This window comes from Brevibacillus brevis (assembly GCF_001039275.2).
GTDB classification, from domain to species: domain Bacteria; phylum Bacillota; class Bacilli; order Brevibacillales; family Brevibacillaceae; genus Brevibacillus; species Brevibacillus brevis_C.
This window is the reverse complement of the sequence record NZ_CP030117.1, coordinates 5,149,040-5,173,003: the sequence shown is the minus strand read 5'-3', so window position 1 is coordinate 5,173,003 and position 23,964 is coordinate 5,149,040. Positions and strand designations below refer to the sequence as shown.

Below are 23,964 nucleotides of genomic sequence, written 5' to 3'. Positions count from 1 at the left end.
CGTGGGAGGCAGTGTGAATGTTTCATTTGAAAGCCGTTCACCACATCGCATTGAACTGTAGTGATGTGGTGAAGGTAGCTCGTTTTTTTAAGGACATTTTGGAAGTCCCTATCCCGGAAGAGAATATGACGGAAGGAGCACCTGTCTACTTTCAAATTGGCACATACACACGGATCGGTCTTCATCCTCATGGCGGGGAAGCTGGGAAAGGCGGCGTAGGGCAGGTCGATCATCTCGCCTTCTCTGTGCAGAGCCGAGCCGAGCTGGACTATCTGGTCGATAAGCTGGAGGCAGAGAATATTTGCTATCGTGGCCCAATTACACAGCCTACTAGCTATAATTTGTATTTTGAGACACCCGATGGTCACCACCTTGAGGTGCGACTCGATAAAGACGAGTTCGATGAGTAGTGTTTCCGAAAAGCATCTGCGTAAAGCGGATGCTTTTTGTTTTTGCCATCTTACTGCTGTGGTGCTGAAAAAGGTTGTGGATGATCTTCCTAAGTTTTAAGAGGTGGGACGAACACACAAAACCTGGTGAGAAGAAAAAGCACAGGGCTCGTAGACCTTGACAACGCCTTCCCAGTCGGAACGTAAAAAAGGGGACCCGGTTGTCGAACACTTCTTCCCTGAGAAACGTCCGCCCGTAGGGTGGCTTTGGCTCGACGGTCCCCTTTTTTAAGTGGAGACGACCAGTCAATCCCCCTTGTTGGCGTGTCAGAGTCGAAGAGAACTGTGCTTTTTCTTCTCCTCCACTATGCTGACTCAAACGGCCTTTCTAACAATGTCGAGAAAAAGATGCTCCCCCTGACAACAGCCGACAGCGCCTCTCATTCCTCGCCAAAGGATTCGACCTGACAGGCCACGAACCCAATTGGGAAGAGAGGGGTGGCGTGCAGATGATCGGAATGGGCAGACTGTTTTTTGAACTGGGCGAGCGACTGCAAGGAAAAGCACACTTGCGATTCATAACAGCAGGATGGGAGCGCAGAATCAGAATTGTAGTGGATGATTCACCGTCACAGTGGCAATTGACAATAGCAAAAGGCGTTGCATCCTGGGAGGTATGGACAGAAGAGCAGCCTGCCGATCTGATCATCAGGGGAGAGGAAAAACAAATGCACATGCTATTCGGCGGCGATGAGCTCGTCTATGCTCTCGCCAAAGAAAAGGTGCAAATAGTAGGGCCATTGCGCGACCAATTGAAGCTCGATGCCATTTTGCGACTGACCTGTCGGTGAACTGTCTATTGGGCAGTGTGATATAATAGGAAGAAACGGTTTTGGAGGAGGCGCTTTGATGTCTACTGTAATGTCGTTGCAACAGACGGTTGCCGCACGTAAAGATGCTATTGCCGAAACATTCCGTCATCTGCATGAGAATCCGGAGATAAGCTGGAAGGAAGTAGAAACGACTCGCTATTTGGCGGAACGCATGCGTGCCTTGGGACTGCGTGTCACGACTTTTGACGATTGTACAGGATTAGTAGCTGAATGGGGCGAAGGGAAGCCAGTTGTTGGCTTGCGAACAGATATCGATGCTCTCTGGCAAGAAGTCAACGGGGAATGGCGCGCGAATCATTCCTGCGGTCATGACGCCCATATGACGCTGATCGTGGAAACGGTAGAAGCATTGGTTGCCGCTGGATATCAACCCCCGGGAACATTAAAAGTATTGTTCCAACCAGCAGAAGAAAAAGGAACGGGAGCATTGAAGCTGGTGGAGAAGGGTGTCGTCGATGACATTGATTATTTGTACGGTGTTCACCTAAGACCGATTCAGGAGATGGCACATGGAACGGCTGGACCTGCTATCTACAACGGAGCGGCCATGTTTCTCTACGGGGAAATCACAGGAGTTGCTGCGCACGGAGCGAGACCGCATCTCGGGATCAATGCGATAGAAGTAGCGGGAGCGATTATTTCTGGACTCGGACATATACATATCAATCCAATGGTGCCTGCCACCGTCAAAATGACCATGCTGCAAGCCGGGGGAGAGAGCTACAACATTATTCCGGACAAGGCGCGTTTTGCTCTCGATCTGCGAGCACAGACCAATCAGGCGATGGATGACCTGGTGAATCGAGTTCGTCAAATGATCGACGGAGTTGCAGAGTCTTTTCAGGCACGTATAGAGGTAGAGGCCGGGTCACGCATGGTAGCGGCAGAGGTCGATGAGCAAGCGAAGGCATTTATGGAGGGTGCGATCGTAGATGTGCTCGGTCAAGAGAATTTGCGTGCGGCGCCTGTCAGTCCGGGAGCGGAGGATTTCCACTACTATACGGTGGAGCGTCCTCATATCAAGGCGACGATGCTGGCTCTTGGATGTGATTTGGTGCCAGGGCTGCATCATCCGCTGATGCATTTTGACCGCTCTGCATTGGAAAAAGGTGTGGCGATTTTGTGTCAAACAGTCGTAAAAACGTTTGAAAATACGTAAATCTTTATGCCTTGTGAGAGCAACACTAAGAGAGTAAACTCTTGGTGTTGCTCTTTTTGTGGGGAAAATGTCCCTGCGTACCCCACGGATAGCCGATAGACTGATTGGTTTGTGGACAAAATACTGCTGTTGGGGAATAATACGCATGAGGAGGGTTATTCACACATTATCCATAAGAGATTATAAAATTATGTAGCTTATTTAGCTAAATGTGATATACTAATTACAAATCGAGCGACAATTAGAAAGTCACAATAAATGATACACATTTTGGGAAGGAGATCGTTCACACATGGAAACCAATACGGTTCAAAAGCTTACTGACATTCTTGGAGCTACGAAAGTGTATCATAACTTGCCTGTAGCTAATCTTGTTGAGATGGCAGTGAAGCGTGGCGAAGGGATTTTGACCGATAAGGGGGCGCTCAATGCGCTAACAGGGAAGTTTACCGGCCGTTCGCCAAAGGACAAATTTGTGGTGGACGAAGCTTCCGTACACGATAAAATCAACTGGGGTCCGGTTAACCAACCTATCAGTACCGAAAAATTCCAAGCACTTCAACAAGACGTGCTCCAATACTTACAATCAAAAGATGAACTGTTTGTCTTTGATGGCTTTGCAGGGGCAGATACAACCTATCGTCTGCCAATCCGCGTAGTGAACGAATTCGCTTGGCACAACCTGTTCGCACGTCAGTTGTTCATCCGTCCGTCCGAAGAAGAACTGGCTGCGCACGAATCAGAATTCACGGTTATTTATGCCCCTAATTTCAAGGCCAATCCTGCGGTACACGGCACGAACTCCGAGACATTCATCGTATTGAGCTTTGAGCAAAAGACAGTCTTGATCGGTGGCACTGAGTATGCTGGCGAAATGAAAAAGTCGATCTTCAGCGTAATGAACATGCTGCTTCCAGAGCGCAACGTACTTTCGATGCACTGCTCTGCGAACGTAGGGAAAGACGGAGACGTTGCCCTGTTCTTCGGATTGTCCGGTACAGGAAAAACAACGCTGTCTGCTGACCCGGATCGTTTCCTGATCGGTGACGATGAGCACGGCTGGTCTGACAATGGCGTGTTCAATATCGAAGGCGGATGCTATGCAAAATGCGTCAAGCTGTCTGAAGAAGGCGAACCGCAAATCTGGAAAGCAATCCAGTTCGGTACTGTACTTGAAAATGTAGACGTAAACGAAGCGACTCGTGTAGCAGACTACGATAGCACCAAATATACAGAGAATACACGCGCTGCGTATCCAGTGGAAGCAATTCCGGGTGCTGTGATTCCGGGCGTGGGCGGGCAACCAAATGTCATCGTCTTTTTGACAGCCGATTCGTTCGGTGTATTGCCTCCAATCTCCAAGCTGAATAAAGAGCAAGCCATGTATCACTTCCTGTCTGGCTACACCAGCAAAATGGCCGGTACAGAGCGTGGCGTAACTGCTCCGCAAACAGAGTTTTCTACTTGCTTCGGATCTCCATTCTTGCCACTGCATCCAGTAGTATATGCAGAAATGCTCGGTAAGAAGATTGACGAGCGCAAGGTTCAAGTATACCTGGTGAACACTGGTTGGACTGGTGGCCCGGTAGGCGTTGGGCAACGTATGAAGCTGTCCTACACACGTGCGATGGTAACAGCAGCATTGAACGGTGAGCTGGAAAAAGTAGACTATGTAGCTGACGAGATTTTCGGGGTACAAGTACCGACTTCTTGCCCGAACGTTCCTGCTGAAGTTCTGCAACCACGCAATACATGGGCAAACAAGGAAGATTATGACAAGCAAGCGTCTGATTTGGCTGCACGCTTCATTGAGAACTTCGAGAAGAAATTCCCGAATGCAGCAGACATTGCAACTGCGGGTCCAAAAGTAAAGTAATCGTATACGAAAGAAACGGGTAGACAATGGGTCTATCCGTTTTTTCTTCGTGATAAATATAAAAAACCGTCAGCGTGTGACTGACGGCCTTGGATAGGACATTTACTCGCTGGCATCGAAAAGTTTCGAAGTATTGACTGGTACAACTTTTCCATTTGACTGACGGAAAAGAGTCAGGTAAGCTTCCGAAGGGAGCCCTTCAATAGTGTGATAGCGATACATAACGAGAGACTCCTGCTCACTCGTTCCTGTCAGATTGACATAACCTTTGGACACGACTTCTTTCTCAGGAGAGCAATCGTACAAGCTACCTTTTACGTTCGAAGGGTCACAAGGAAGCGGTAATGTTTCTTTGGCCTGTTGGATAATTGCTTCTGGAATGGAGCTGCCATCAGTAGTCCCGCCGGTGCTACGGCTATTACAGAGAAACGGACAGTTTTGTTATCCCATTCCTGCTTAATGCCGAGTGCATTGGCAACAGTCGCTACAGGTGCATAGACGTTTCCATTATATATGAGTGGTTCTGCTTTCGTTTTGACGACCTGGTCATTGACTATCAATTTAATGTTGGAGAAGCGGGCAGATATTTTCTCTGTACCTGTTTTTGCGAAGACTGTTGTGGCACCTACGAGTAGTAAGACAGTAGCTAGTCCAATTGCGAGTTTCTTGTTACTCTTTTTCAACCTGATCCATCCCTCTCCAGTTATCCAGTGGTGTTTTTTTACAAAAAGTACCTGGAGTTTAGACGGGAAATGTATGTCAAAAAGTTACAAAGGGAAAAATGCAGCGGAGGCAAGAATATTTAGGAAGGATTCATGCGCAAAAACGGACTTTCTAAATATAATGATATAAAAAATACAGATATGTTTCATTCCTTGATTTATAATTATTCTTATTATAAGATAGTTATTGAGAATGGATTGAGAATTTACCAACTCACTTTTGACGTGTATGGAGGGAATTCAGATGACAGCAGTACCGCATTTGCAAATAAAAAACCTTCGCGCCAAGATCGAGGACAAAGAGATCCTCAAAGGCCTGAATTTGGAGATCAAGGGCGGCGAAGTGCACGCGATCATGGGACCTAATGGTACCGGTAAATCGACATTGGCATCCACGCTGATGGGTCACCCAAAATATGAGGTAACCGATGGCGAAGTGCTGATCAATGACGAAGACTTGTTGGAAATGGCTGTAGACGAGCGCGCACGTGCAGGTCTGTTCCTGGCGATGCAATACCCGTCCGAAATCAGCGGTGTAACCAACTCTGACTTCCTGCGTTCCGCGATCAACGCACGCCGTGGCGAAGGAAACGAAATCTCCTTGATGAAATTCATCCGTGAGATGGACAAAAAGATGAACACGCTGGAAATGGATGAGTCTTTCTCCCACCGTTACCTGAACGAAGGTTTCTCCGGCGGTGAGAAAAAGCGTAACGAGATTCTGCAAATGATGCTCTTGGAGCCAAGCATCTGTATTTTGGATGAAATCGACTCCGGTTTGGACATCGACGCATTGAAAATCGTTGCAGCTGGTGTAAACGAAATGCGCTCCGCAGACCGCGGATTCTTGATTATTACGCACTACCAGCGTTTGCTGAACTATGTAAAGCCTGACTTCGTACACGTCATGATGCAAGGTCGTATCGTGAAGTCCGGTGGTCCTGAGCTGGCTGAACGCCTGGAGGCAGAAGGCTACGACTGGATCAAGGAAGAGCTCGGCATCGAGGACGAAACCGTAAACGCCAACGTGTAGGATGAAGGAGGCAGCAGTGAAATGAGTGTGGATGTACAGCTACGCTTCGATTCCGAGGCGATCACCCAGTACTCCAAAGCTAATCAGGAGCCTGCCTGGTTCCTGGAAAAGCGCCTCGCTGGACTGAAGGCGGCGGGAGAGCTGACGCTCCCTGCCTTGGAGAAAACGAAGATTGATAAATGGAATACCGTTGATTTCGATCCGTTCCAAACCACTGCGAAGGTGGCAGCGGCGAATGAACTCAGCGATTTGGTAAAAGCACAAATCGATGTCGACAGCGTGAAAAACCTGTTGGTACAAAAAAATGCTTCTACCGTTTTTCAAGCAGTATCCGATGAGCTGAAGGCACAAGGCGTGATCTTCACGACCTTTGCTGATGCACTGCAAACACATGGCGATCTCGTGCAAAAGTATTTGCTGAACGTTATCGCACTTGATGAGCACAAGCTGACTGCTCTGCATACTGCAGTAGTGAATGGTGGCGTATTCCTCTACGTTCCGAAAAACGTGGAAGTAGATGTTCCACTGCAAGCTGTGTATGAAATCGCAGGCGACAACGCTCTGTTGGCTCCACATGTTTTGATCGTGGCAGAAGCGAACAGCAAAGTAACCTACGTGGATACATATGTATCTGGCGAAGGCAAAAGCATGGTTGCGAACAGCCTAGTTGAAGTATATGTAGGCGCGGGCGCATCTGTGCAAGTAGCTTCTGTACGTTCTCTGTCTGTAGACGTTCACGACTACAGCTTCCGTCGTGCAACTGTTGAGCGCGATGGAAAAATGGAATGGATTTTGGGTGAGATGAACGATGGCAACACTGTTGCTAACAACACCACCATCCTGAAGGGAACTGCTTCGATCGCAGAGACCAAATCCATTTCTGTAGGTACTGGTTCCCAACGCCAAAATCTCACTTCCCAAGTTCAGCATATCGGCACGCACACGGAGTCTGACATGGTGAGCAAGGCTGTTATGACGGATGAAGCAGTGAGTATCCTAAACGGTATCACGAAAATCGAAAAAGGCGCTGAAAAGGCAAACGGCGTACAGGCGGAAAACATCCTGATGCTGAGCGATAAATCTCGCGGTGATGCCAACCCGATCCTGTTGATCGACGAGGATGACGTTAAAGCGGGTCACGCAGCTTCGGTAGGACGTTTTAGTGAAGAGTCTATCTTCTACTTGATGTCTCGTGGTATTTCCCGTCAAGGCGCAGAACGTCTGATCATTCTCGGCTTCCTGGAGCCAGTTGTCGCTGAGATTCCAGTAGAAGAAGTGAAAAACAGACTCCGTCAAGCGCTTGAAAGGAAGTTAGGCTAATGAACGCCAAGGAGCTTCGGAAATATTTTCCCATCCTACACCAGGAAGTAAACGGACATCCGCTCGTTTATTTGGATAATGGTGCAACCTCTCAAAAACCGATTCAGGTTATTGAGGCGATGGATAAATACTACAGGGAGTATAACTCCAATGTGCACCGTGGCGTGCACACCTTGGGTAACATAGCGACAGATGGGTACGAGGGCGCGCGTGAAAAAGTTCGCGCCTTCATCAACGCCCGTGAAGCCGCAGAAATCGTCTTTACGCGTGGAACGACCTCTGCTTGTAATACGGTAGCGTACGGCTATGCTCGCATGTTCCTCAAGCCGGGAGATGAAATCGTGACCACATTGGTGGAGCATCACGCCAATTTCATTCCTTGGCAGCAGGCAGCCAAGGCGACCGGAGCGACTTTTAAGTTCATTCCGCTGGCAGAGGACGGCACCGTTACTCTGGAAGCGGTCAAGGAAACGATTACAGATAATACCAAACTCGTTGCCATTCACCATGTTTCCAACGTATTGGGGGATACTACTCCAATCAAGGAAATTGCTCAAATCGCCCATCAGCATGGCGCACTTTTGTTCGTTGACGGAGCGCAGGGTGCTCCACACAAGAAAATCGACGTCCAGGATTTGGATTGCGATTTTTATACGTTTTCAGCGCATAAGATGGCTGGCCCGACAGGCGTAGGTGTTCTGTACGGCAAGCGTGAGGTGCTGGAGCGTGTGGAGCCGATGGAGTTCGGCGGAGAAATGATCGACTACGTGGATATGTACGATTCCACGTGGAAGGAGCTTCCTTGGAAATTTGAAGGAGGAACTCCGATCATCGCAGGAGCTATCGGATTGGGAGCAGCAATCGACTTTTTGGAAGAGATCGGAATGGACAATATCGAGCGTCATGAAAAACATCTCGTCAAGTACGCGATGGAACAAATGCGCGAGATCGAAGGATTGAAGATTTACGGCCCACAGCAGGACCGCAGCTGTTTAATTACATTCAACCTGGATACAGTACATCCGCATGACCTGGCGACGGTGCTGGACAGTTACGGAATCGCAGTTCGTGCCGGTCATCACTGCGCACAACCGCTGATGCGTTGGCTGAATGTGACGGCTACCGCTCGGGCAAGCTTCTACCTGTACAACACAGAAGAAGAAGTAGATGTGCTGATCGCGGGCTTGAAGAAGACGAAGGAGTATTTCGGCAATGTCTTCTCTTGATGATTTATACCGCCGCGTCATTATGGATCACTACCAGAAACCGCGTAACCGCGGCAAACTGGAAGAATCCGATGGACTCATTGTGAATTTGAATAACCCGACCTGTGGCGACAGCATCTCGCTCTCCTTGAAAGTGGAGGATGGCAAAGTGGTTGACGCGAAGTTCCTCGGTGAAGGCTGCTCAATCAGTATGTCATCTGCATCCATGATGACGGATGCTGTCAAAGGCAAGCCAGTAGCAGAAGCACTGGAGCTGTCGCAAAAATTCTCCGATATGATGCAAGGCAAAGAAATCGATGACTCGATTGATCTTGGTGATATCGAAGCCTTGTCTGGCGTAGCCAAGTTCCCAGCGCGAATCAAGTGCGCGACATTGGCTTGGAAAGCATTGGAGCAAGGTGTCAAACAGGCGGAGCAGGAATAGTGATGGGTAAGGGACATGAACAAGAAGGAGTGAGCAACGATGGCTGTTAAAGGCCCAGAAATACAGGAGTATCAGTACGGCTTTCACGATAAGGACGTTTCTGTATTCCGTACCAAAAAGGGTTTAACTCGCGAGATCGTCGAAGAAATTTCGAAGATCAAGGATGAGCCAGCATGGATGCTGGAATTCCGTCTAAAAGCATTGGACATCTTCAACAGCATGCCGATGCCAAAATGGGGCGGCGATCTGGACGACCTCGATTTTGACAGCATCACCTACTACGTAAAGCCTTCTGAAAAGCAAGGCCGTAGCTGGGATGAGGTGCCAGAAGAAATCAAGGCAACCTTTGACAAGCTGGGTATTCCAGAAGCAGAGCAGAAGTTCCTCGCAGGTGTATCTGCTCAGTATGAGTCTGAGGTAGTTTACCACAACATGCAGGAAGACCTGGAAAAGCTGGGCGTTCTCTTCTGCGACATGGACTCCGCAGTTAAACTGCACCCAGAAATCGTGAAAGAATACTTCGCGACAGTGATTCCTCCAGCAGACAACAAGTTTGCTGCACTGAACTCGGCAGTATGGTCCGGTGGTTCCTTCATTTACGTTCCAAAAGGCGTAAAAGTAGAAACTCCACTGCAAGCATACTTCCGCATCAACTCCGAGAACATGGGTCAATTCGAGCGTACGCTGATCATCGCCGATGAAGATTCCTTCGTTCACTATGTAGAGGGCTGTACAGCTCCAATCTACAGCACGGATTCCTTGCACTCCGCTGTTGTAGAAATCATCGTAAAAGAACGCGCTCGTTGCCGTTACACCACGATCCAAAACTGGTCCAACAACGTATACAACCTCGTTACCAAACGTGCGGTTGCTTACGCGGATGCGAACATGGAATGGATCGATGGTAACATCGGTTCCAAGCTGACGATGAAATACCCAGCTGTTATCATGAAAGGACCTCGCGCGAAAGGTACCGTTCTTTCCATTGCAGTAGCAGGAAAAGGACAACACCAAGACGCAGGTGCGAAAATGATTCACCTGGCGCCTGATTGCACATCGACGATCATTTCCAAGTCGATTTCCCGTGATGGCGGAAAAGTAACCTACCGTGGTCTGTCGCAGTTTGGACGCAAGTCGGAAGGCTCCAAGTCCAACATCAAGTGCGATACGCTGATTCTGGATAAACTGTCCACATCCGACACGATCCCGTACAACGAGATCATGAACGACAGCATCACGCTTGAGCACGAAGCGACTGTATCCAAGGTATCCGAGGATCAACTCTTCTACCTGATGAGCCGCGGCTTGTCAGAAGCAGAAGCAACTGAGATGATCGTAATGGGCTTCATCGAGCCATTTACAAAAGAATTGCCGATGGAGTATGCGGTAGAGATGAACCGTCTCATTAAGTTCGAGATGGAGGGAAGCATTGGTTAACCCTTGCGCCACAAGGGTTGCAAGCTTCCGAATATGGTTTTGCCCACAATTTGCCCACATTTTAGCTGGGCATGTATTTCACATAAAGTGAAAGGGCGTCATCTTCAAATTTCTTTGTAACGTGTAAATACGTGTCTGCGGTGACTTTCACGCTTGCGTGTCCAAGTCGCTCAGACACGTATTTTATATTCACACCAGCTTCAAGCAAATGGACAGCATGGGAATGTCTAAGGGCGTGAGGCGATAGTATAGGGAGATCAGCTCGCTTACAAATCGCTTTAAAGTAATCACGAACTACGTTGGTACGGAGCCAGCGGCCGTCATGTTGGTGGAAGATAATGTTGTCTTTGGTAGGTTTGTAGTTCTTATACATCAGGCAAACCTCTTTTTGGTTGATCCTGTGCCGTTTCATTAGTTTTAATGTGATTTCGTCTAACTTGATGGTCCTTTCACTGTTTTTGGATTTTGGCGTTGATAGATAGGGCTGCGAATTCAAGGGGTATACAAGAGTCTTACTTTTCGTTAATGTTTTTGCATCAAAGTCAAGGTCATCCCAAGTCAGAGCAAGCGTTTCACCGATACGAAGCCCGGTACGTGCCATCAGCGTGAAAAAGGCGTAGTATTGGATGGAGTGTTGATATTTCGCATTTTTCATTGGGGTATTTACACATTCCAAGAACCTTTCCAGTTGATCTCGTGTAAAGTAAGCCACCTTGCTTGACTTGTCCACTTGCTTTGGGATCTTGATCTTTTGAACAGGATTTTCCCGTAAAACTCGAAACTCGTGGACGGCGTCATTCATAGCTGTACTGAATATGCTGTGAATCCGTCGGACTGTGCCTTACTGGAGAGTATAGGTGATCGGTTTCACATTGGGCCTTTTATATATCTCCAGCCAATCGTCGAAAAAGTTATCAACCCTTTCGCTTCCGTTCTCAGCAAAACCGAAAAGGTTGATCTTTGATTCCTCTTTAGTTGCTGCAAGTTGTGCCTCTTTCTTCGTTTTAAATCCTCCCTTTGTTTTCTCTTTATATGTTCCAGTTTGCCTGTCGGTTTCTGTTGTCGCGTACATGGTGGCTGAAGGATTCGTGGATGCAGAGCGTATCAAGAATGATGTAGGAGATTCGGTCGGGACGTCAGAAAAAAGCCAATAACTACAACAGCCCTCCTTCCGGTTAACGGGGGAGGGCATTTTCTGTTCTTAGGAACGAGAGATCGATGCGTCCCTTTCGTCATTACAGGAGGCCCATAGTGATTCTGTAAATTCTTTTGTTGGTATATATGGTTCAGATACGAGTGGAATTCTTGTTACTTTACTTGTCTCGTCATCAAGAGCAGCAAGATCTTCAACTCCGACTTGACAAAGAGAGGTTTTTCCTAATGCAAGAATTGCAACCTTCATTTCTTCCACAAATGATGTAAAGAAGTTCTTTAAATATATTGCTGCTTCTTGTTCATTAAATTCTTCCGTTAAGCTCCCCGGATAAAAAAGAAGTTCTGTAGGAGGTTCCCAGGGAACTGCCTTTGTTACTTGATCATGTGTCATTGCCCATAGAATGGCCGTCCCCATGTAAACACCGTCAGCACCTAATGCAAGTGCTTTCAGGCAATCAGATGGGGTGAAAAATCCTCCACCACCTAAAAGGGTAATTTGTTCCTTCACTTGACGTTTTTCCAGGTATTGCACAGCTCGTGATAAGGCGTATATGGTGGGAAGTCCAAAATCATCTTCTAAGATGGGGGGGCTGCCCTTGTACCCTGCCTGTCCTCCATCAATGCTGATAAAATCGACCCCTGAAAAAATGGCAACCTCCAAATCCGCTTCCATTTTTGCGCTTGCACATATTTTAACTCCAATAGGCACTCCATCAGTGAGGGTACGGAGTTTATCGACTAACTTGCGAAGATCTTGAGGTTTTTGAATTTCCTCATGTCTTGAAGGGATCACTACATAATCTTCGTTTTGCAACTTCATGATTTTACGTGCTCTTCCCTGAATGTACTCAGCAGGCGTGAAATTGGCGGCACCTGCAGTAGCTCCTTGTCCCATTCGAATTTCAATGGCATCTGCTTGTCTGAGAATATTCGGTTCTTTTGACCATTCCCCCGAGTGGTATTGAACGATCAAATATTTGGCATTTTGTCTCTCTTCAGGTAGAAATCCGCCTTCACCCGTGTTCGTTAACGTGCCGACCGCAGATGTTCCTTTTGCAATAGCTATCTTCGCTTTTTCTGAGACTCCAACTCCATAACCCATCCCCCCTGCCATGATGGGGATTTCTAACGACAAAGGTTTTTTAGCCTTAGGTCCAATGGTAATATGCATATCTACTTCTACAAACTCTGGAGCTGGTAAGACTGCCAATTGAGCAGGTGAAAAAATAAGTCCGTCGAAATTAAGAAATTTACGAGGACTCCCAAACGGTCTTTCAATTACATCTCCTTCCGAGGACCTCAAGCTATTTTCTATGACTGTTCTTGGAGGGACACGCGTCAAAGCAGTTACCATTTCCCAAATATTTTCGGGGTAACGTTCATTCATCAGTCTTTTCGTGAAACGACCAACGATCCATTGTATCAGCGGCCTAGAAAAAGCAAGGATGAGAACTCCTGAAAATACAATAGCAATCAATGCTCCCATAAATGATCCGATCAAAAAGGTCATCCATTTAGTCACCTATTACATTTCCCCTTCGATAAAGCATCGTAACACATATATACTGATAAAAAATATTCTGCTCGTGGAATCTTGTTCCTATGCTTCTTCGTGTAAGAGGCAGAAGCAAGCTCTCTAAGATATTTTAGTTTTCTCCACTAATGTTTTAGTTATCAACTCTGTTTCATAAGATAGGATTATCAGCGTCGGCACAGTCACAGGACACCAACGGTAGTCGAACTATACATCAAGACAAGGCGAACCCGCGGCGGCATTATGACGGTGTTGGAGGTTCTGGCGAAAGAGGAATACATTGAGTGGAAGAGGTCGAAGCCAGATACCATGACGGTCCTGGAAGGGTGGGAAAGGTAGGAGCTACATAATAGAACACGGCCAAAGAAATAAGCTCCTTTGGCCGTTCAGTAGTAGTTAGTGATTATGAAGACGATTAGAAATTTCATCTAGTTTATGGATGATAGAAAATAATTGCTCGGAAGTAGTATCTAATTGCTCAGCGGAAACAGTTGATAATGAGACCTGTTGATCAATTTTAAGTAATTGATTGTTAATGTTCTGTAGAGATTGATAAATGTCTTTAGATGAGGCATTTGATTTATCGGCTAATTTACGTACTTCATTAGCAACAACGGTAAAGCCACGTCCGTGCTGTCCAGCTCTAGCAGCTTCAATCGCAGCATTAAGGCCTAGAAGATTTGTTTGTGTAGAAACATCTGCCACGAAGCCGCTGAGTTTCTCAATCTCCTCATTCTGCTCCTTTAACACATTCATGGAATGAGCGATCTCACCATTGTATTCATATAGTTTGGTTGCAGAATCGGTGAAGACGGAAGAGATTCTAAGCGCTTCTTGAGTTGTAGCTGTCAATTCGGCTGCCATTTGCTCCATATTGTGGCGGTAGCTTACATTTTCACGCATCGTGTCGCCGATATACTGTTCAAGAATAATTGCAGAATCAAAAAAAACTCTTTTGATAAGAGCCTGATAAAATACAGTTGAGTTTTTTAACGATTGAATTCTATCAGAAAAAAGACGTAAATACAGTGAGTATCCACCTAAAAACCAAGAAGCCGACAATCCAATTCTAGCATGGGTTGTACCGATTCGTTTTCGGCTGTTTACATATTCTTCATCAATAACATTAGAAGAAAGCGTTTCGATATACCAAATCTGCATTTTCTTTAACTGGTCCATAGTTACATTTGTACGAATCATTTGATTCAAATTAGGATGTTTTTCCAATTCTTTATAAAAACAATCTACGATTTCTTTTGAGTGAGTGTTGAAGAATTCTTTGTATGAATACAAGAGGTCTAAATCTTTTTCTGTTAGACCGTAGAACACCCTAAGTGAATTCCAATTACTATCTAGTGCAATCATGATACCAACCCCTATTTTCTTTATATGTAATGTAAAACTCTTTCAGATTCTAACAAAATACAATGTTAAATAAAAATGAAATATTTATGAAATATATACTGATATGCTAAATATGACATATTGAAGAAACACGCATCCCTGCAATAAGGAACATGGAAGAAGGTACTAGAAGTATGTGAGAGAAAGGAACAAAGCAGAGGGCCAGTAAGATAGAAAAATCCATTTTCTATGAGATTTGTATTACCGGAACAACGAGAGCTATATTTACAAGCGAAGCAAGTCGAAAAGCTTGTCTCTATGCCAATCCTTGAACAAGATGAGTTAGAATCGTTCCAGTACATCAAAAGGGATGCGGCACGGGAGGATTACGTGGTCACAGTTTCTTGGTGGAACCAAATAAAAGGCAACCTGGGAACCACATGTACGATGTGGGGAGTGGTCAAGTGGATTGACCAGAACGGCAGGAGAATTAAGCTTGTGACGGATGAAGATAGCCAGTGGATATCTATGGATCACATAACGGCCGTAAAAGCGGACTAAGGAGATCTCTATGGCAAAGTCAACCACACCAAAAAGACCGACTCGGGATGAATTTGAATTAGAAGAATTGGGGAGTCAACTCGTTGAAGCAAAAGAAGATGGTGACGAAAGAGCGTTAACCGTTTGGGGAATGCCTGATAAAGTGCGTGGGAAGATTACAGTACTTGACTCGCGTACAAGGTTAGTTCATGTAGAGGAAAACGGAACAATACGGAAAATACCCTTCATGGACATTATGAAGGTAAGCTTTGAATAGAGGGAAAAAAGCGGCAGCTAGGTTAGAGAATGACGTCCTAGAATGTTAAATTCTTTTTAAGGAACGATTTTATTCGTCTTTTCATTTGGCTCTGACCTTTGAGTTGTTCCAAAACAATAAGTGCTTAGCATTATGCGAAGCGGTATGATTGTCTATGACCTTCTGTTGCAGAAAATACTCAGTGTTGTGAGTGAATATGATTAAGAAAAGAAGCATGAAGATTTTTGGCCAATGTAAAAAGCCTCGACATATAAATACCGGAGCTGAAAGAAGGTACTGACTGTGTACCCATCGAATTCACTGAGGAACGGAGCGCAAGCTAGTCCTTTTTACGGTCGTGAATGTTGCCCGTGTATGTGCCCACAGAATGCCCGTTATTTGCCCACATTCTTATTACAAGATATTAACGGTAATTGATGCTCACGAAGAGAAAAGCCCGATTTTTCAAGGTTTTTTAATGTGCATTTACAGGTATTTAACGTAAAAACAATTAAGTTCGAGATGGAAGGCTCTATCGGATAATTGATAATGGAACGTGTAAATACGTGTCTGATTCGTTCAGACACGTATTTTTTTATTTGCAGGTATTCTGCAATAATAGAGTAGCCCTCCTTCGGAATCTGATATTATCCCCTTTAAGTAGACAGTAATTAGAAAGCCCTTTACTGTTTAACTTGGAGGGGAATTTTTATGGGCCAAATAAAAAAGAGCTACTCCCTTGAATTCAAACACCATGTAGTAGAAAAATTTGAACAAGGGGCTACATATAACGAGATTAAAGAAGCACATGGGCTTGATTTGAGGATGTTCCGAAGATGGGTCAGGAAATACCGGGACAATGGGTTAAAAGGACTTGAAGATAGAAGGGGAAGGCCGCGAAAAACAGATGATACTTTTGAAAAGCTGCTACCCCCAGGAGAAAAAATACAACGACTTGAGGCAGAAATAGAATTTCTAAAAAAGCTCTTAGAAGCCAGAAAGGGGGAAAGAAGCCAAAGGAGAAAACGGTAGAATTTCAGATCATTGCAGAGATGGCAAAACGGTATCCTGTTTCTCTCCTTTGCAAGATCGCTCATGTTTCGAAAAGTGGTTATTACAAGTGGCTACGATGCCAAGAACATCTTACACCTAAACAAAAGGAAGAACAGCAGATAAAGTCGTTGATTATGGATGGCTACCAAAAATCCAAGGGTATCTATGGATATCCACGAATAAAAGCTTGGCTCCGACAATCACATGGCATCCAAATCAATCACAAGCGAGTGTATCGACTGATGAAGGAGATGGGGATTCAATCGCGTATTCGCAGGAAACGGAAGTTTTTTGGCCGTAGAGAGCAGGTGGTCGTTTCCGACAACAAATTAAACCGCGATTTTACAGCTTCACATCCTCGGGAGAAATGGGCTACAGATATTACATTCGTGATTTTTAACGGACGACGCCTGTATCTGTCGGTTATTTACGATCTCTTCAACAACGAGGTCATCGCCTATAAGATCAGCAAACGGAACGACCTTACGCTCGTTATGGATACCGTAAAGGCAGCTCTAAAAATAAAAGAGGCGAATGGCGTCATTTTACACAGTGATCAAGGGTACCAATACACATCTAGGAAATATAACGAATTCCTAAAAGCATCTAACATTACTGTTAGTATGTCGAGAAAAGGAAATTGCCTGGATAATGCTTGTATCGAAAGCTTTTTCAGCCACCTCAAAACAGAATGTTTGTATTTAAATGTTTTTACTAAGGAAGACGAGGTGAAGAAGGCAATACAACGATACATACACTTCTATAATTACGAGCGTATTCAAGTCCGGCTAAACAATTTGAGCCCGGTTCTTTACCGAGCTCAAATTGCCTAGTATTCACTGAAAATAATGTAATAGACTTTGAAAATGTAATTGTAGATTAAGAAAATAATGCTTTAGACTAACTTGAGCCATTACGCTAACGAGGCAGGTATGTGCGATCAAGAAAGAAAGAAAGAAGAGTTCCTTTTGTCAAAATGATAGCAAGCATCTAATTATTACGCTCTTCTCCACAGAAAGTGAGGTTCTAACCATGACGAAACGTTCAGAAGCTGAACATTGGAACGAGGTGTTTGCCGATGTGAATCTCGGCAAGCCGCAAGTGGATTTTTGGCTGGAAAAATACGAGCCGATGCTAGCATCGGCCCAAGATGGACCGGTCATTGATCTTGGCTGCGGATATGGCAGCGACTCTTTGTTTTTAACGGAACGAGGTTATCGAGTCATCGCCTGCGACTTCTCCTCTGAGTCGTTGGCGATTATACGCAAATATGTGCCAGGCGCTGAAACAAACCTATTCGATATGACAGGAGGATTGCCGTTTCCGGATGGTAGTGCGAGGGCGGTTGTCGCGGATTTGTCCCTGCATTATTTTCACTGGGACGATACTATTTCTATCGTTAGCGAAATCGCGCGAGTTGTCGGCACTGGCGGATTGCTGCTAGCCCGCTTGAATTCCACGCGCGATGTTCATTACGGTGCCGGCCAGGGCATCGAATTGGAACCCCGTTATTACGAGCATGAGGGGCGGCGGAAACGTTTTTTTGACGAAGCAGATATGCGTCGGTTGTTTGACGGATGGACGATCAACGTGTTGACGGAAACGGACATGCACCGCTACCGGAAGCCGAAAATTTGCTGGGAGATGGCAGCTTGCGTCCGCTGATGGCAGCATCGGGAGGGGGGCTGTGTGTGCTGACGTACGGAGATTAGTAACTTGCCGATGTGAATCCGACCATCGGGACAGCTGGTCGAAAGCAGCCGGACAAAGAGACTCAAACCTTTTTTGTTCCGCTAACGGGTTCGATAGTTCAATAAAAACAGCGGTGAGCTTAAGACTATATTATCAGGTCTTAAGTCGCCGCTGTTTCATGTATTAGGCTTTGTCTAAAACTTAATTTTCAATGAACACATAAACGAGGGCTTGTTTCAAAATGTCTACTTGACAGGGGTAAGACCAATCATCCGGGGAGGGCTGTTTTTACGAGGACAAACCGAATTTCCATAAAATGATCATAAATACCGCCATCGGAATGACCCAAAGTAAAGGAATGGCGTTGAGCGCGTAACTCGTTTTGAATTTCAACTTGTGATAGTAGTACCAACTGCCCAGCGTTGAGGCAAGTAGTACAAGCGGATACGATAGGATCGTATAGAACACCTCAGGGGCTCCAGTATCATATTCATCTTCAGGTAGAAGCACAATGGTAAAAACAACAGAAATGATCCAAGCCAATAAGAAAATGGCATAAACGCTTTGACTAATAGTAAGGATGAGACAAGCTGTCTTGTTTTTCATAAGTGCCTGATTCCTCCCAAAAAATGGAATTGCCAATAAACAAGACGCGAGAAAATGGAAAAAGGTAACCATAACCGTATTGTATTGAGGACCAAATTTAGTAAAAATCCCAACCCTTCTGCATAGAAATTCAAAGAGCAAAATTTATCTTAAATTTGAAACTTTTTACATTTTTGTACGTCTAAAGTTTTAGATTGTTTGCGAGATGGCTAGACGCTTCTTTCTAGCTTTCTCGTGACAATGACAAAGAGCCGATTTCCAGATAGGGCATTGACGAGCACTACCGGAAACCGACTCTACGCGCGCTCTTTCCTTTGCGACTACAAAGCAAACAGCTAGATTTTATTATAGTAGAGGATCAAGCTTGGTAGCAAACGATAGAGTAGCTCATATAAAAAGGGGGGAGTTTTTTAAAGGCAGTATCCATCTCAAATGACGCTTAGGAGGTATAACGATGTCAACAATCCTGATTCAAGGCGCGTATATTTTATCGATGGATTCTCAAATTAAAGAAATCAAAAATGGAGATATTTTGATTGAAAACAACATCATCAAACAGGTCGGAAAGAACAGCGAGCTGACGGAAGATATGGAGGTACTCGACGGTTCCGGATACATTGTGATGCCGGGCTTCGTGGATACACACCGCCACGTCTATCAGCATTTGTTCAATCAAGCCTTTACGAACTGGTCGCTGACGGACTACTTTACACGGTTTCTTGGTGATATCGGACAACGCCTTCGCCCGCAGGACATCTATGTAGGCAGTTATATCGGTTATTTGGAGGCGATTCATTCTGGCGTTACAACCGTACTGCACTGGGCGAATTCGACCAACAGCTATGGGCATGGCCTTGAAATTTTGAGAGCGGATTCAGAAATCGGGATTCGTACCATAGTGGCGATTGCAGATTCTGTGGTAGCCCATGATGAAGATGCGAACTTTAAAAATATGCTGCGGTTGCGGGAGACAAACAGCAACCCACTGACTCAGATTGCTCTTGGGGCGCTCAGTAACGATGTGGAAAGGTTGAAGCGGAGTATAAAAGAAGCACATGAGCTGAATGTGTTCGCTACCGTCCATGTGGGAGGGGTGCCTGGTGAAGCTGGGCTAATCGCTCATTTGCACGAGGAGGGTCTTCCTCTCGATTTTATTAACTTTGCCCACTGCAACCAATTGTCCGAAAAGGACTACGAGCTATTTGTGCAAGAAAATATGTCTGTCTCTATTACACCTGAGATTGAAATGCTGATGGGACATGGATACCCGCCATTTTATCAGATTCTGAGTAAGGGCGGCAGACCGTCAATCGGTGTGGACACAACCTCCGTGGTTGGAGCGGATATGATTACACAATTGCGGGTAGCTTTGGCGTACACCCACAGCGTGCATAATGAACGGGTCAACATCAAGGGTGAAGAACCAAGTCTGGGCGTTTTCAACGCGAAGAGTGTGCTGGAAATGGGCACGATTGACGGAGCCCGCGCGTTGAGGATGGAAGAGGAAATCGGCAGCCTGACACCAGGAAAGAAGGCCGATCTCATTATGATTGACACCGGGGGGCACCAAACAGCGCCACTCTACGATCCTTACAATTATGTATTGATGAATGTGAATGCTGGCAATATCACGCATGTCATGAGTGACGGTCGATGGATGAAGAAGGACGGCAGGGTTGTGCATGATCCTGTTGATATTGACTTGTTGAATGACAGCACACGCTTTATGAGAGAGGAATTGGAGAGATATCAAGGTGTGCGAGTCTGATAGAGAGCTGTCGTAATACGTGCCTGTAGTGACTGGTCACACTTTGGTGATTAAGTCGCTCAGGCACGCTTCTTATTAACTTTAGTTAGACGACGAACTTATAGACATTCTGCTATAATTATCAAATTGTACTAATTATGTGATGGTAGCAAAGATTTAAGAAGGAGGGAGAATTGTTGGTTTCATTTTATAAAAAAGTGATGATGGTCGCTCTGGGAATGCTGCTGCTGATTGGCAGCTTGTCAGGCCATGCTCTGTTCGCAGGAAGCACAGCGTATGCTGCAAGTGCAGGCAATTGGTCGCAAGTAAGCAAGGCGGGAATAGAAGGTGCGCAATATGCGATCCTCTTGAACGCAAATGAAACTTTGTATATCGCCTATTCGGATTCTAACCAAGGCGGAAAGGCCACCGTAAAGAAATTCAACGGAACGGACTGGGATTCGGTTGGGGGCGAAGGTTTTTCCGAAAGTCAAATTCGGTATCCGTCTTTAGCTGTTTCTAACGGAGAACCTTATGTGGCATATATCCATAATGAGAGTGTCGTGGTGAAGAAACATGAAGGAGGTAGCTGGAAAACAGTAGGGACAGAGACCGATGCATCGAATGATGTCCTTCCATCCCTGATTGGCATAAACGGGAAAATATATTTGGCATATGCACGTAAGGTCAAAGTAGGGATGGTAAGCGTTAATGCAACGGTTAAAGAATTTCAAGGAAACGACTGGAAACTGGTATTGAACGCTTCCAATTCGGGAAAAGCCATAGCGAATATTGCGTTAGCGAATCAAAACGGAAAACTCCACGTAGCGAATGTATGGCCAAATTTTACTCAAGTAGTGAGTTTAAATGGGACTGATGGTTCTAATCCATGGTGGAATTTCGAGGAGGATTATTCGATTTCATCACGTAACGCGATAGCTTTTACTGCTAGTGATTACAATGACTCAACTTATATAGCAATAGTGGATCAGAATGATAAGTCCATCGTGGTGAACCGTGACACTCCGGGTAAGAAGAGTTCACCCTTAAGCAGTCCTGGTACATCTGAAAATGTTGAAGGAACACATGCATTGTCCATGACTGTCAAAGACGATATTCCTTATGTAGCGTATATAGACAGCAATAGCGGAAAAGTAGCAGTGAAGAAGTATATTGGCCAATGGGAGACAGTAGGCAACGAGGCTTTTACTCCATCAGGTGTGAATGCTGTTTCGTTAACGATCGTAGATGATATTCCCTATGTAGTTGCAACTGATTCTTCAGGGGATTCCACCGTATACAAAATGGTATCTACACCTCCTCCTGTACTTTCCACAACTGCAACGAGTAGTGATGTAGCCAATGCGATCGACATCACCTTTGCAGATGATCCGACATGGCGTCAAAACATTACGGCAGTCAAAGACGAAATGAACAAGCAGCTTGCTTACACGGCTGCTCCAGGGAAAATTACAATTCAGGCCAATGAGCTGACAGCCGTCGGGCATACGATCACGGTAAGCGCTACCGGTTATGTAGATACATCTGTAAAAATCGTATCCAATAACGCGGATTTGAGCAGCATCAGTCTGAATTCGGGGGCTTTGAATGAAACATTTGAGTCGGCGAAGACGGACTACACGCAAAATGTTGGTCAAAGCGTTACAAACTTGACTGTTACGCCGACTGCTGCTGACTCGAAGTCAACGATAACGGTCAACGGAAGTCCTGTCAGTAGCGGACAAGCAAGCGGTGCAATTTCTCTACAGATGGGAAGCAATCCCATTACCATTATCGTAACAGCACAGACAGGTGCAACGAAGACGTACAACATTCAAGTGAATAAGATTTTGGTGTCGACGAACGCCAATTTAAGCGGCTTAACTGTGAGCAGCGGTTCTTTAAACGAAGCGTTTGATCCAGATACCACAAGCTACACGCATGATGTTGGGAGTGGCACTACTAGTTTGAAAGTAACCCCGACAACGGCTGATTCAAAGTCAACAGTCACAGTGAACGGTACGGCCGTAGCGAGTGGACAAGAAAGTGCTGAGATTTCACTGACTACAGGAAGTAACATGATTACCATTATAGTGACAGCAGAAGATGGCATGGTTACGAAGACGTATACCGTACAAGTGAGTAAAGCTTCTACATCGACAAACGCAGATTTAAGTAACGTAACATTGAGCAGCGGACCTTTTCATGAAGCATTCCATCCTGCGAAAACGAACTACACGCAAAGAGTCGGGAACAGCACAGAGAGCCTGACAGTGACACCGACTGTGGCTGATTCAAAGGCAACGGTAACCGTCAACGGTTCTCTTGTCAAAAGCGGGGAAGCAAGTGCAGCGATTTCCCTGAAAACAGGTACGAACGAGATTACGATTGTGGTAACAGCAGAAGATGGCACAACGAAGACGTACACGATTGTAGTGACCAGACAATCTGTTACGCCACCGCCTCCCCCTCCCCCTCCCCCTCCATCTTACTATCCCGTAACAGACGTGAGCCTCGACCAAGAGGAGTTGTACTTAACGGAAGGTGGAGAAACGGCTGAATTGCGCGCAACGATAACCCCTGCGTATGCAACGAATCAGAGCGTGAAGTGGAGCAGCAGCGATTCAGAAGTAGCATCCGTCGACGATCAGGGTGTGGTTACTCCTCTTGCGCCCGGGAAAGCAACGATTACCGTGACGACCGTTGACCAAGGCAAGACGGCGACGATTCGGGTAAAAGTTGCCCAGGAAGGCGAAAAGAGATTGGTCGGACTGCGCGTATCGGATAAAAACATCCTGTTGAAGCCAGGGAAATCCTCTTCTATCAAGCTGTATGCGATGTACGCCGATGGCACCAAAGAGGACATTACCAAAAACAAAGATGTCCGATATGAAACAAGCGAAGAAGAAGTAGCGACTGCCACAAAAGGTGTAATCAAAGCTGGCAAAAAGAAAGGCGAAGCAACGATTACGATTTCGTATCAGGACGAAGAACTCACCATTCCTGTCGTTGTCTCGGATGTATATGTAAGCAAATTGAAACTCACTCCAAGTAGCTTGAGCTTGGAAGTGGATGAAGAGGAGCAGCTAACACTTGTCGCTACGTTATCCGACCGGAAAACGGAAGATGTTACGGAACAGGCATTTTGGGATAGCAGTGAGCCAGAGGTGGCAACGGTCAATGAGGACGGAGAAATCATCGGAATTGCTCCGGGTGTGACGGTCATTTCAGCCAAATATGCCGGAAAAACATCCAAGCTGACAGTCTATGTTGGGGGTGCTGAGCTGATCCGTCAACTTTCCATCAGTAATCGATCTGTCACGCTTGCTGAAGGAGAAGAGGAAGAGGTCACAGCAACCGTTTACTACCGGGATCAATCGAAAAAAGACATAACAGACGATGCGGTATGGTCCAGTGAAGACGAGGAGATTGCCACCGTAGAAAATGGCGTCATTACAGGACATGCAAAAGGAACAACGAAGCTCAAGGTGAAGTACCAAGGTAAAAGCATGACCGTTTTCGTGAAAGTCACGAAATAAACAAGAACAAGGCCCTCGG

General features: G+C 45.7%; 23 protein-coding genes. 16 read left to right on the top strand and 7 right to left on the bottom strand.

Annotated features, from left to right (window positions below; all coding sequences use genetic code 11):
- The first annotated feature begins 17 nt into the window (after window positions 1-17).
- The 4 genes from AB432_RS25040 to pckA all read left to right on the top strand — a co-directional run bounded on the left by AB432_RS25040 (window position 18) and on the right by pckA (window position 4,317).
- Window positions 18-410, top strand: coding sequence for a VOC family protein (locus AB432_RS25040; RefSeq protein ID WP_007726371.1), 393 nt, complete (start codon window positions 18-20; stop codon window positions 408-410).
- 488 nt (window positions 411-898) lie between these two features.
- Window positions 899-1,240, top strand: coding sequence for an SCP2 sterol-binding domain-containing protein (locus tag AB432_RS25030; protein ID WP_048034595.1), 342 nt, complete (start codon window positions 899-901; stop codon window positions 1,238-1,240).
- 58 nt (window positions 1,241-1,298) lie between these two features.
- Complete coding sequence (locus AB432_RS25025) at window positions 1,299-2,441, top strand: M20 peptidase aminoacylase family protein (protein WP_048034594.1); 1,143 nt, start codon at window positions 1,299-1,301, stop codon at window positions 2,439-2,441.
- A 292-nt stretch (window positions 2,442-2,733) separates the two neighbouring features.
- Entirely contained in the window at window positions 2,734-4,317 is a 1,584-nt protein-coding gene (gene pckA / locus AB432_RS25020; RefSeq protein WP_048034593.1) for a phosphoenolpyruvate carboxykinase (ATP), read from the top strand.
- Window positions 4,318-4,419: 102 nt separating this feature from the next.
- Here the strand turns inward: pckA and AB432_RS30590 are convergent, their stop codons facing one another.
- Both AB432_RS30590 and AB432_RS25015 read right to left on the bottom strand, forming a co-directional pair.
- On the bottom strand, window positions 4,420-4,593 hold the full coding sequence (locus AB432_RS30590) for a hypothetical protein (protein WP_162630267.1): 174 nt from the start codon (window positions 4,591-4,593) through the stop codon (window positions 4,420-4,422).
- A gap of 38 nt (window positions 4,594-4,631) precedes the next feature.
- Entirely contained in the window at window positions 4,632-5,000 is a 369-nt protein-coding gene (locus AB432_RS25015) for a stalk domain-containing protein (protein WP_048034592.1), read from the bottom strand.
- A 283-nt stretch (window positions 5,001-5,283) separates the two neighbouring features.
- On the opposite strand from AB432_RS25015, the gene sufC reads away from it, so the two are divergent.
- Genes sufC through sufB form a run of 5 tightly spaced genes read left to right on the top strand, consistent with a single transcriptional unit; the run spans window position 5,284 to window position 10,479 of the window.
- On the top strand, window positions 5,284-6,072 hold the full coding sequence (gene sufC, locus AB432_RS25010; protein ID WP_047073088.1) for a Fe-S cluster assembly ATPase SufC: 789 nt from the start codon (window positions 5,284-5,286) through the stop codon (window positions 6,070-6,072).
- A gap of 21 nt (window positions 6,073-6,093) precedes the next feature.
- Window positions 6,094-7,392 (top strand): Fe-S cluster assembly protein SufD, encoded by a 1,299-nt coding sequence (sufD, locus tag AB432_RS25005; protein ID WP_048034591.1) that lies wholly within the window; start codon window positions 6,094-6,096, stop codon window positions 7,390-7,392.
- Window positions 7,392-8,618: a cysteine desulfurase gene (locus tag AB432_RS25000; RefSeq protein ID WP_048034590.1), complete on the top strand. Its 1,227-nt coding sequence runs from the start codon at window positions 7,392-7,394 to the stop codon at window positions 8,616-8,618. Before sufD ends, AB432_RS25000 begins: the two co-directional genes overlap by 1 nt.
- The gene (gene sufU / locus AB432_RS24995) at window positions 8,605-9,042 is read left to right on the top strand and encodes a Fe-S cluster assembly sulfur transfer protein SufU (RefSeq protein ID WP_007726380.1); all 438 of its coding nucleotides are present in this window, start codon (window positions 8,605-8,607) and stop codon (window positions 9,040-9,042) included. The genes AB432_RS25000 and sufU overlap by 14 nt, the downstream gene beginning before the upstream one ends.
- Window positions 9,043-9,081: 39 nt before the next feature.
- A complete protein-coding gene (gene sufB / locus AB432_RS24990; RefSeq protein WP_048034589.1) occupies window positions 9,082-10,479 on the top strand; it encodes a Fe-S cluster assembly protein SufB in 1,398 nt (465 codons plus the stop codon).
- Between the two features lie 61 nt (window positions 10,480-10,540).
- On the opposite strand, the gene AB432_RS24985 is transcribed toward sufB, so the two are convergent.
- From AB432_RS24985 to AB432_RS24975, 4 genes are all read right to left on the bottom strand, one after another.
- Entirely contained in the window at window positions 10,541-11,281 is a 741-nt protein-coding gene (locus AB432_RS24985; protein WP_048034588.1) for a site-specific integrase, read from the bottom strand.
- 39 nt (window positions 11,282-11,320) lie between these two features.
- A complete protein-coding gene (locus AB432_RS31190) occupies window positions 11,321-11,551 on the bottom strand; it encodes an Arm DNA-binding domain-containing protein (protein WP_048034587.1) in 231 nt (76 codons plus the stop codon).
- A gap of 129 nt (window positions 11,552-11,680) precedes the next feature.
- Window positions 11,681-13,144, bottom strand: a complete 1,464-nt coding sequence (locus AB432_RS24980) for an FMN-binding glutamate synthase family protein (protein WP_048034586.1) — start codon at window positions 13,142-13,144, stop codon at window positions 11,681-11,683.
- A 420-nt stretch (window positions 13,145-13,564) separates the two neighbouring features.
- On the bottom strand, window positions 13,565-14,533 hold the full coding sequence (locus AB432_RS24975; protein ID WP_048034585.1) for a globin-coupled sensor protein: 969 nt from the start codon (window positions 14,531-14,533) through the stop codon (window positions 13,565-13,567).
- A 228-nt stretch (window positions 14,534-14,761) separates the two neighbouring features.
- On the opposite strand from AB432_RS24975, the gene AB432_RS24970 reads away from it, so the two are divergent.
- From AB432_RS24970 to AB432_RS24950, 5 genes are all read left to right on the top strand, one after another.
- Window positions 14,762-15,073, top strand: a complete 312-nt coding sequence (locus AB432_RS24970) for a YolD-like family protein (RefSeq protein ID WP_053079627.1) — start codon at window positions 14,762-14,764, stop codon at window positions 15,071-15,073.
- Window positions 15,074-15,083: 10 nt separating this feature from the next.
- Window positions 15,084-15,329, top strand: a complete 246-nt coding sequence (locus AB432_RS24965; protein ID WP_048034584.1) for a YolD-like family protein — start codon at window positions 15,084-15,086, stop codon at window positions 15,327-15,329.
- Window positions 15,330-16,019: 690 nt separating this feature from the next.
- Window positions 16,020-16,340, top strand: coding sequence for a helix-turn-helix domain-containing protein (locus tag AB432_RS24960; RefSeq protein WP_048033481.1), 321 nt, complete (start codon window positions 16,020-16,022; stop codon window positions 16,338-16,340).
- Window positions 16,280-17,194: an IS3 family transposase gene (locus tag AB432_RS24955; protein WP_113732279.1), complete on the top strand. Its 915-nt coding sequence runs from the start codon at window positions 16,280-16,282 to the stop codon at window positions 17,192-17,194. The genes AB432_RS24960 and AB432_RS24955 overlap by 61 nt, the downstream gene beginning before the upstream one ends.
- Window positions 17,195-17,393: 199 nt before the next feature.
- Complete coding sequence (locus AB432_RS24950) at window positions 17,394-18,026, top strand: class I SAM-dependent methyltransferase (protein WP_048033479.1); 633 nt, start codon at window positions 17,394-17,396, stop codon at window positions 18,024-18,026.
- Window positions 18,027-18,341: 315 nt separating this feature from the next.
- On the opposite strand, the gene AB432_RS24945 is transcribed toward AB432_RS24950, so the two are convergent.
- Window positions 18,342-18,659, bottom strand: a complete 318-nt coding sequence (locus AB432_RS24945; protein WP_048034583.1) for a hypothetical protein — start codon at window positions 18,657-18,659, stop codon at window positions 18,342-18,344.
- 454 nt (window positions 18,660-19,113) lie between these two features.
- Between AB432_RS24945 and AB432_RS24940 the strand changes: the two genes are divergently transcribed.
- A complete protein-coding gene (locus AB432_RS24940; protein ID WP_048034582.1) occupies window positions 19,114-20,427 on the top strand; it encodes an amidohydrolase family protein in 1,314 nt (437 codons plus the stop codon).
- Window positions 20,428-20,603: 176 nt separating this feature from the next.
- On the top strand, window positions 20,604-23,945 hold the full coding sequence (locus tag AB432_RS24935) for a cadherin-like beta sandwich domain-containing protein (RefSeq protein WP_048034581.1): 3,342 nt from the start codon (window positions 20,604-20,606) through the stop codon (window positions 23,943-23,945).
- Window positions 23,946-23,964 lie beyond the last annotated feature (19 nt).

What these genes read in the sequence shown, in the direction of transcription:
- AB432_RS25030 (WP_048034595.1), top strand. Translation starts at nt 899, where the DNA reads ATGATCGGAATGGGCAGACTGTTTTTTGAACTGGGCGAGCGACTGCAA.
- AB432_RS24970 (WP_053079627.1), top strand. Translation starts at nt 14,762, where the DNA reads ATGAGATTTGTATTACCGGAACAACGAGAGCTATATTTACAAGCGAAG.
- sufU (WP_007726380.1), top strand. Translation starts at nt 8,605, where the DNA reads ATGTCTTCTCTTGATGATTTATACCGCCGCGTCATTATGGATCACTAC.
- AB432_RS25040 (WP_007726371.1), top strand. Translation starts at nt 18, where the DNA reads ATGTTTCATTTGAAAGCCGTTCACCACATCGCATTGAACTGTAGTGAT.
- AB432_RS24960 (WP_048033481.1), top strand. Translation starts at nt 16,020, where the DNA reads ATGGGCCAAATAAAAAAGAGCTACTCCCTTGAATTCAAACACCATGTA.
- AB432_RS24965 (WP_048034584.1), top strand. Translation starts at nt 15,084, where the DNA reads ATGGCAAAGTCAACCACACCAAAAAGACCGACTCGGGATGAATTTGAA.
- AB432_RS24945 (WP_048034583.1), bottom strand. Translation starts at nt 18,659, where the DNA reads ATGAAAAACAAGACAGCTTGTCTCATCCTTACTATTAGTCAAAGCGTT.
- AB432_RS24950 (WP_048033479.1), top strand. Translation starts at nt 17,394, where the DNA reads ATGACGAAACGTTCAGAAGCTGAACATTGGAACGAGGTGTTTGCCGAT.
- AB432_RS24940 (WP_048034582.1), top strand. Translation starts at nt 19,114, where the DNA reads ATGTCAACAATCCTGATTCAAGGCGCGTATATTTTATCGATGGATTCT.
- AB432_RS25000 (WP_048034590.1), top strand. Translation starts at nt 7,392, where the DNA reads ATGAACGCCAAGGAGCTTCGGAAATATTTTCCCATCCTACACCAGGAA.
- sufD (WP_048034591.1), top strand. Translation starts at nt 6,094, where the DNA reads ATGAGTGTGGATGTACAGCTACGCTTCGATTCCGAGGCGATCACCCAG.
- AB432_RS25025 (WP_048034594.1), top strand. Translation starts at nt 1,299, where the DNA reads ATGTCTACTGTAATGTCGTTGCAACAGACGGTTGCCGCACGTAAAGAT.
- AB432_RS24985 (WP_048034588.1), bottom strand. Translation starts at nt 11,281, where the DNA reads ATGAATGACGCCGTCCACGAGTTTCGAGTTTTACGGGAAAATCCTGTT.
- AB432_RS24975 (WP_048034585.1), bottom strand. Translation starts at nt 14,533, where the DNA reads ATGATTGCACTAGATAGTAATTGGAATTCACTTAGGGTGTTCTACGGT.
- AB432_RS31190 (WP_048034587.1), bottom strand. Translation starts at nt 11,551, where the DNA reads ATGTACGCGACAACAGAAACCGACAGGCAAACTGGAACATATAAAGAG.
- sufB (WP_048034589.1), top strand. Translation starts at nt 9,082, where the DNA reads ATGGCTGTTAAAGGCCCAGAAATACAGGAGTATCAGTACGGCTTTCAC.
- AB432_RS24980 (WP_048034586.1), bottom strand. Translation starts at nt 13,144, where the DNA reads ATGACCTTTTTGATCGGATCATTTATGGGAGCATTGATTGCTATTGTA.
- pckA (WP_048034593.1), top strand. Translation starts at nt 2,734, where the DNA reads ATGGAAACCAATACGGTTCAAAAGCTTACTGACATTCTTGGAGCTACG.
- sufC (WP_047073088.1), top strand. Translation starts at nt 5,284, where the DNA reads ATGACAGCAGTACCGCATTTGCAAATAAAAAACCTTCGCGCCAAGATC.